This window comes from Sphingomonas sp., from assembly GCF_031361285.1.
GTDB lineage: Bacteria > Pseudomonadota > Alphaproteobacteria > Sphingomonadales > Sphingomonadaceae > Sphingomicrobium.
Genome location: NZ_JANMCO010000056.1, coordinates 1 through 7,828 on the forward strand (window position 1 = coordinate 1; position 7,828 = coordinate 7,828).

Annotated in this window: 7 protein-coding genes; 5 read left to right on the plus strand and 2 right to left on the minus strand. The window is 62.8% G+C overall.

The annotated features are described in order from the left end of the window. Nucleotides 1–266 precede the first annotated feature (266 nt). Nucleotides 267–671: a DUF2177 family protein gene (locus RMO25_RS05910; RefSeq protein WP_309661679.1), complete on the plus strand. Its 405-nt coding sequence runs from the start codon at nt 267–269 to the stop codon at nt 669–671. 21 nt (nt 672–692) lie between these two features. Here RMO25_RS05910 and RMO25_RS05915 read toward each other — a convergent pair whose 3' ends face one another. Next, nucleotides 693–1,514 (minus strand): DUF1295 domain-containing protein, encoded by an 822-nt coding sequence (locus RMO25_RS05915; protein WP_309661680.1) that lies wholly within the window; start codon nt 1,512–1,514, stop codon nt 693–695. A 103-nt stretch (nt 1,515–1,617) separates the two neighbouring features. Between RMO25_RS05915 and RMO25_RS05920 the strand changes: the two genes are divergently transcribed. The 3 genes from RMO25_RS05920 to RMO25_RS05930 all read left to right on the plus strand — a co-directional run bounded on the left by RMO25_RS05920 (nt 1,618) and on the right by RMO25_RS05930 (nt 4,787). Further along, nucleotides 1,618–2,934, plus strand: a complete 1,317-nt coding sequence (locus RMO25_RS05920) for an NAD(P)/FAD-dependent oxidoreductase (RefSeq protein WP_309661681.1) — start codon at nt 1,618–1,620, stop codon at nt 2,932–2,934. Continuing rightward, complete coding sequence (locus RMO25_RS05925; RefSeq protein ID WP_309661682.1) at nt 2,931–3,725, plus strand: DUF1365 family protein; 795 nt, start codon at nt 2,931–2,933, stop codon at nt 3,723–3,725. Before RMO25_RS05920 ends, RMO25_RS05925 begins: the two co-directional genes overlap by 4 nt. A gap of 507 nt (nt 3,726–4,232) precedes the next feature. Further along, nucleotides 4,233–4,787, plus strand: a complete 555-nt coding sequence (locus RMO25_RS05930) for a lipocalin family protein (protein ID WP_309661683.1) — start codon at nt 4,233–4,235, stop codon at nt 4,785–4,787. A 189-nt stretch (nt 4,788–4,976) separates the two neighbouring features. Here the strand turns inward: RMO25_RS05930 and RMO25_RS05935 are convergent, their stop codons facing one another. Further along, nucleotides 4,977–6,185, minus strand: a complete 1,209-nt coding sequence (locus tag RMO25_RS05935; RefSeq protein WP_309661684.1) for a hypothetical protein — start codon at nt 6,183–6,185, stop codon at nt 4,977–4,979. A gap of 78 nt (nt 6,186–6,263) precedes the next feature. On the opposite strand from RMO25_RS05935, the gene lepA reads away from it, so the two are divergent. Then, a partial coding sequence (lepA, locus tag RMO25_RS05940) for a translation elongation factor 4 (protein WP_309661685.1) occupies nt 6,264–7,828 on the plus strand: 1,565 nt, incomplete at its 3' end.

The following is a 7,828-nucleotide window of genomic DNA, read 5'->3' on the forward strand; positions in this document are numbered from 1 at the left end:
GATCGGCTCGGCGGAATTTCTCAAGCGGCGCGAAGCCGACTTTGTCCGGGTGTTTCGGCGAGCCAGGCCGGGCCGCCTCCCCTCCTGTCTAATGTCCGCAATGGGTGGAAAGCGGACACTGGCAGAGTGAACCGGCTTTCGTTCTCGCCGGGGCCGTGCAGGATTTGGAACGACCCAACGATGCAGGCATCGACTATTGGCCGGGATCTGCGTTTGGCTATAGGAAGGGTCGCACTCGTTTTAAGCAACAGGCCGGGGCGACACAAATGCGCAGCTGGATTTTCGCTTATGTAGGTGCCGCGGCCGCCATGCTCGTGCTCGACGGCGCCTGGCTGTCGTTCGCGGCGAAGCGGCTCTACAGGCCGTTGCTTGGCGACATGCTCGCCGACGGCTTTCGCCTTGCCCCGGCAGCGCTGTTTTATTTCCTTTACGTCGCGGGAATTGTCGTACTCGCCGTAGCGCCGGGTCTCGCTGCCGGAAAGTGGACGGTCGCGCTCACCCGCGGGCTCGTCTTGGGTTTGATCGCTTATGGGACGTATGACCTCACCAACCAGGCAACGCTGCGACAGTGGTCGGGGGTCGTGACATTGGCGGACATGTGCTGGGGAACAATCCTCACTGGCGCCGCGACGACCGCCGGCTATTACGCGGCACGGTGGGCGGCAGAGTGATTTTCATCGCCCGCAAGCGAATCAGCGGCGCCCGGGCCACGGGAAAAAGGCGTTGACTCGGCGCTGGTAGCTTCGGAATTTTGCGCCGCGCGATCGCAGCATATGCTCCTCGGTCGGCGGTATCCCCGATACATGCACGAGGAGCCAGTAAATGAACGCCGGACCACTGAGCGCGAGCCAGCCCCAGGCAAAACGTCCGTCCGGACCGATGGCGATGACCGCGTAGGCGAACCAGCCGAGCCATTCGAAGAAATAATTGGGGTGCCTCGACCAGCCCCATAGACCGCAATCTGCAACTGCCTGTCGATCCTTTGCGCGGGCAGCGAAAGCGCGCAATTGACGATCGGCAATCGTCTCGCCGAGGGTCGAGGCCAGCAGGATGACCGCTCCGGCCCAATCGGACCACGCGGGGAATGGCGCCGGATTGCGCGCCGCGACGACGATCGAGAACATCAGCACAAACCCGGCCGCCGCCTGAATCTGCAGGAACCACAGCAGACGCCGGGAGAAGTCTTCGCCCCACTCAAGCCTCAGGTTTACGTAGCGCGCGTCGTCACCGCCCTTGAGCGTCCGGCGCAGGATATGCGTGCCAAGGCGCAGTGACCAAGCCCCGATCAGCAAGGCGACGAGCAAGCGGCGACCGCCGACCCCGCCGCCGACGGAAACGAGCGCGGCCGCCACCCCGGCAAGCCCAACTGCATAGGACCAGCTGACATCGGTCCAGCCCGATCGCCCCGGCTGACGCGCGATCACCCAGGCCACGGCCATCGCTGTGGCGAGCGCCATTGCCAAGGCCGCGAGGAGACTGACTAGGCCCATTGCCGGTATACGTTTGACCTTCACTTTGGGGTTATAAGCCCACGGTCTCATCCAATGAGTCAATCGAACCGTATCTAATCCTGCACGATCTAACAACGCCGGGCGCTAGCCCGAGGGGAGACAGGGTTTGCGCGCCCAGCAGCCACTTAACATTGCTATCGTTGGCACCGGGATTTCGGGTCTTTCAGCCGCGTGGCTACTGTCCCAGCGCCATCGCGTGACGCTGTTCGAAAGCGACCGGCGGATCGGCGGGCATAGTCATACCGTTCAAGCGGGCGGCGTTGCGGTGGACACCGGCTTCATCGTCTACAATGAGCGCACCTATCCCAATTTGACGGCGCTGTTCGACTATCTCGGAGTCGCGACCAAGCCGTCGACGATGAGCTTCTCGGTTTCGCTCGACCGGGGGCGGCTTGAATATTCCGGCAATCTTGCCGGGCTGTTTGCCCAGGGTCGCAACATCGCGTCGCCGCGTTTCTGGTTGATGCTCCGCGACCTCGCCCGTTTCTATCACCGCGCGCCGCGCGATCTCGCGGCCATCGGTTCGACCAGCCTTGGCGACTACCTCGACGGGATCGGTTGCGGGCGCGCATTCCGGGATGATCATCTTTATCCCATGGCCGCCGCAATCTGGTCGACCCCTGTCCACAAGATTCCTGAATATCCTGCCGCGGCGTTCATCCGGTTCTGCGAGAACCATGGCTTGCTGAAATTCGTTCGCAGGCCGCTGTGGCGCACGGTTGACGGCGGCAGTCGCGAATATGTGGAAAAGCTGTCGCGCCCCTTCGCGGACCGAATCCGGACCGGGTGCCCGGTTCATGCGATCCGACGGCGCAACGGCGGCGTCGAACTGACCAGCGCGAAAGGCATCGAACGGTTTGATCATGTCGTCATCTCGGCCCACGCCGACCAAGCGTTGCGCATGCTCACAGATCCGGATGGCGAGGAGCGTCGGCTGCTCGGCGCATTTCATTATCGGCGCAACGAAGCGGTCCTTCATTCGGACGCGACCCTGATGCCGCGCCGCCGGCAAGTCTGGTCAAGCTGGAATTACGCGTCGGAGCCAGGTGAACATTCCACTTTGCTGTCGGTTACCTACTGGATGAACCGGCTGCAGGGCATTGCCGAAAATCGTCCGATGTTCCTGACGCTCAACCCTGTCCGGGCGCCCGATCAGGAACTCGTTCATAGTCGCCACATCTACGACCATCCGATGTTCGATGCCGGGGCAAGCGCCGCCCAGTATCATCTCTGGTCGCTTCAGGGCGTTCGCCAAACCTGGTTCTGCGGTGCCTATTTCGGCGCCGGATTCCACGAGGACGGGCTACAGTCCGGCCTGGCTGTGGCCGAGCAGCTTGGCGGCGTGCGGCGCCCTTGGGACGTGCCCGGCGAATCCGCGCGCATCCATATGTTCAGTCCGCCGGTATTGCGGCGGGCAGCGTGACCCGTTCGGCGCTATACACAGGCCGCGTTATGCACCGGCGTGTGCGACCGCGCCTGCACCAGCTGCGCTACCGCATTTTTTCGCTTCTGCTCGATCTCGACGAACTCGATGGACTCGATCGCAGCCTGCGCCTGTTTTCCCGCAACCGGTTCAATCTCATTGCGTTCTACGACGGCGATCATGGCGATGGGTCGCACGAGCCCCTGCGTGCCCAGGTCGAGCGCCATGTCTTGGCCGCCGGATTGACGGACGCGGTTGGCGCGATCGAGCTGCTGGCGATGCCGCGCGTGTTTGGCTTCGTGTTCAACCCGATCAGCCTTTACTTCTGCCGCGGACGCGACGGGGCGCTGATCGCGGTTCTGTATGAAGTCAGCAATACCTTCGGCGGGCGCCACACATACGTCATGCCGGTCGCGGACGATGGGACCGACGTGCGCCAGGATTGCGCGAAGCGTTTCCACGTCTCGCCCTTCCTGCCGATGAATCTCCATTACGCCTTTCGCGTGAGGGCCCCGACCGACGACCTGCTGGTCGCCATCAATGTCCTGGACGCGCAAGGTCTTGTTTTGACGGCTGTTCATGCAGGCGAACGCCGGGAGTTGAGCAACGCGATGCTTGCGCGGGTTATCTTGACTCAACCGCTGATGACTTTGAAGGTTGTAGCCGCGATTCTGTGGGAAGCGGCACGCCTTTGGGTGAAGCGCGTTTCAGTTTACCGCCATCCTGGCCAGCCAAGACAAACTGTCAGCTACGGTCGCTGCCCACATCAACGCACCGTCCATTGGCTTTGAGCAAGTTACGACCCCGCCCAAAGGTCATATGTATCAAGGTCACCAGAAGGCGCACTTAGGCCACAAGAATCCCGCTTCATGGGAAATGCGCGACGAGGGTGATTGCCATGCGAAGTCTTATAGTTTTCCTGTGGAACTTTGTTTTCGACCATGAGATCAGTCCGCTTCGCCATATTCCGAGTTTCAGCGTCCGCCACATGGTTTTCCAGATGCTGGGCTGGATGTGGGCAATAGCGTTTGCTGTTGCTATCGGGAGTTACACAATCCTGGCTGTTAGCTTGCTCGGGCACGCGGTCTTAATCGGTGCACTGGCAATTACCGTTGCGACTTACACCGGGGCAGCAACGCGGCCACAAATGTTTTCGCGAGCTGATCGTACGACGAAACCAGTGAGGGCTCCTTGATACCGGGTCATGGGCCACAGTTATCTTTAGGTTCGCCTCAGCGACTGCGATTGATTGTGGGGCTCTTGCGAGGCGGCTCTATGCGAGCAGCACCCGATAGCCAGTGAGAAGCACCTTACAAATAACCGTATTCGGCGGTCTTGTTTTGACGGCTGTCATCCTGGCAGCGTGCTCGATTCCACTGTCTCGTCACCCGGTTGGTAATTCGTCAGTTCCGCAGCCTAAAAAGGTCGTGGATCTGCAGCTTTATCTTGGCCGCTGGTTCGAGATCGCGCGTTACGAACAGAGCTTCCAGAAGGACTGCGAAGGGGTCACAGCTGATTATTCGCTCCGAGCAGATGGTTCGATCGACGTCATCAACCGCTGCCGCAAGCCCAATAATAAGCTCAGCGAGGCACGGGGCCGTGCAAAATTGGTTGATCGTCAAACCAACACTAAGTTGAAGGTCAGCTTTTTTGGCCCATTCTATGGAGATTATTGGGTCCTGGATCATGACGACAGCTACCGTTGGGCAATCGTCGGGGAACCCTCAGGGCGATATTTGTGGCTCCTGCACCGCGATGCCACACCACCCGAAGTAGAGGTCCAGGAGCTGGTCGGCCATGCGCGCGACCTTGGCTACCAAACGTCGATGCTTCGTCGCACCAAGCAACCTTGACGTTCATGTTATGGGACTCAGCGGTGCTGCACGCCAGTTGCAAGCCAAGTGTTCAACCTCACGCACTTCCTCTACCACGAAGATAGGAGGGTCCTCGAACGGCGCGGGAAAAGTCCCATCCATTCGAGGATCCTAATGTCCGCTTTTGGTCGAAAGCGGACGCTAGAGCGCGTTGGATAACGCCGCCGCTCAGTGACCCGGGATGGTCCCGTTGAGGAGGTCGCCGAGGCCAAATTTCTTGCGCTTCCTGGGCGGCTGCCCCGGTTGGCCGCTTTGGTCCTGCTGGCGTGACGCATTGCCATAGCCGCCCATGCCGCGGATCAGCGAGGCGCTGGTTTTGAAGCGCACCTTGGCGGTCCATTTGGGCGCCTTGGGATTTTCCGCGAAATTCAGCTCGGGTCCGTAGCCGATCATCGTCAGCATCCCCGCCGGCGACGCCGCGGCGACTTCGGCCGGCAGCACGCATTCGCTGGTGGTCGGCGCCAGCACCGCGCCGAGGCCAACCAGGCGGCGCACTTCGGCCGGCGCCAGATAGTCCATGTTGGCGAACATCGCCGCGTTCCGGCCCGAGCTCCACATCACCACATCGCCACTGCCCGACGCACCGAACATTGCCAGCGCATAGCCGGTTGCGCTCGGCGCCGGCCGCCACACCAGGCGGCTCGCGCCCGACGGCAGCGCGCCGGCTTCGGCAAGCTCGAGCGCCGGCATGAAATCCTGGCTGGCGGCGAGCGAGAAAGCGATCGGCGGCGAATAATTGCCTTCGACCCGGTGCGCCCCGGCCAGCGACCCGCCCGCCGGCACCGCGCGCGAATCCTGCGGGTTGGGCCATTCGCCAAAACCGGCGGCGCTGCGCGGCCCGGGCCGCGTGACCGCGTGCGCATAATTGGACATCGCCGCCATCCCGGGCGGGATTTGGCCCGCCGCGAGCTTGGAGAAATCGATCACCGTCGGCTGGCCGGGCCCGACATGCTCGCCGCAGCCCCAATAGATCAGCATCCGCCCCCGCGGCCGCTGATAGCCTTGCGGCAGGCCGGGCGTCCGCGCGACCGGCGGCGGCGCATTGGGCGTCACCAGCGGCAGGCTCGGCCCCATCGCCAGCCCGGGCGGGATCAGGTGCTCGGCGGCCGGCGCCGCCGCTTTTTGTTTCGACGCCAACCGCAGCTCGAGCGTGTGTGAGAGCGACGATCCGCCCGACATCATGCCCATGATCTGGCCGATGTTGGGCCGCGCGCCTGGCGTGATGCCAGCGCCAATCCCGCTCTGCGTCACCGCGTCCATCCAGTAAGTGGCGATCGGCGGTGGCGGCGCTTTCGTTGCTGGCGCGACCGCTGCCAATGCCGCCGCGCCGAGCCCCGCGACGGACGCGCCGCCGACCAGCAAAATCGTCTGTTTCATGATCGCCCCCACTGCATTTGCGCTTCGAGTATCCGCGAAGCTCGCGCTCGCTTCAACCCTCTGCTAGCGCGCGGCCAAATGACCAAGCTCGCCCGCATCCGCAATTTCTCGATCATCGCCCACATCGACCACGGCAAGTCGACGCTCGCCGACCGGCTGATCCAGGCGACCGGCGGGCTGACCTCGCGCGAAATGACCGGCAACGCGCAAGTCCTTGATAACATGGACATAGAGCGCGAGCGCGGCATCACCATCAAGGCGCAGACGGTGCGTCTCGAATGGCAAGCGGCGGACGGCGAGACCTACGAATTGAACCTGATGGACACCCCCGGCCACGTCGATTTCGCCTATGAAGTCAGCCGCAGCCTCGCCGCCTGCGAAGGCGCGCTGCTGGTCGTCGACGCCGCCCAGGGCGTCGAAGCGCAAACCCTGGCCAACGTCTATCAGTCAATCGAGCACGACCACGAGATCGTCCCGGTCATCAACAAGGTCGACCTGCCGTCGGCCGACCCCGAACGCGTCCGCCAGGAGATCGAGGACATCATCGGCCTCGACGCCTCCCACGCCGTGCTCGCTTCGGCCAAGACCGGGCTCGGCATCGACCAGGTCCTGCAGGCGATCGTCGACACCATCCCGCCGCCCAAGGGCGACGCCGCCGCGCCCTTGAAAGCGATGCTGGTCGATAGCTGGTACGACCCCTACCTCGGCGTCGTCATCCTCGTCCGGGTCATCGACGGCGCCATCGCCAAAGGGCAGCAGGTCAAGTTCATGGCCGCCGGCACCACCCATCTGGTCGACCGGGTCGGCTGCTTCCGCCCCAAGATCGAACAATTGACCGAGCTCACCACCGGCGAAATCGGCTTCATCACCGCCCAGATCAAGGAAGTCGCCGAGACCCGCGTCGGCGACACCATCACCGATGCCAAGCGCCCCGCGGCGCAAGACCTGCCCGGCTTCAAGCTGGTCCAGCCGGTGGTCTTCTGCGGCCTCTTTCCCACCGACGCCGCCGATTTCGAGAAGCTGCGCGACTCCTTATACAAGCTCCGCCTCAACGACGCCTCGTTCAGCTTCGAGATGGAGACCAGCGCCGCGCTGGGCTTCGGCTTCCGCTGCGGCTTCCTTGGGCTCCTCCACCTCGAGATCATCCAGGAGCGGCTGACGAGAGAGTATGACCTCGACCTCATCACCACCGCGCCATCCGTCGTTTACAAAATTCACTTGAGCCGAAGTAAGGACAGCCCTTCGACAGGCTCAGGACGAGCGGTTTTTGACGAGGCCACCGGTCATCAGATCATCGACCTCCACAACCCGGCCGACATGCCCGACCCCAACCGCATCGAGAGTATCGAGGAGCCGTGGATCGAGGCGACCATCTATGTCCCCGACGACTATCTCGGCTCGGTCCTCAAGCTCTGCCAGGACCGCCGCGGCGTCCAGAAAAACCTCACCTACGTCGGCCACGGCCAAAGTACGCGAGCACTGCTAACCTACGAGCTGCCGCTCAACGAAGTCGTGTTCGACTTCTACGACCGCCTGAAATCGATCAGCCGCGGCTACGCCAGCTTCGACTATCACATGATCGGCCACCGCCCCGGCGACCTCGTCAAGATGAGCATCCTGGTCAACGGCGAGCTGGTCGACGC

Coding starts and splice junctions, on each gene's coding strand:
- RMO25_RS05910 (WP_309661679.1), top strand. CDS start 267: ATGCGCAGCTGGATTTTCGCTTATGTAGGTGCCGCGGCCGCCATGCTC.
- RMO25_RS05935 (WP_309661684.1), bottom strand. CDS start 6,185: ATGAAACAGACGATTTTGCTGGTCGGCGGCGCGTCCGTCGCGGGGCTC.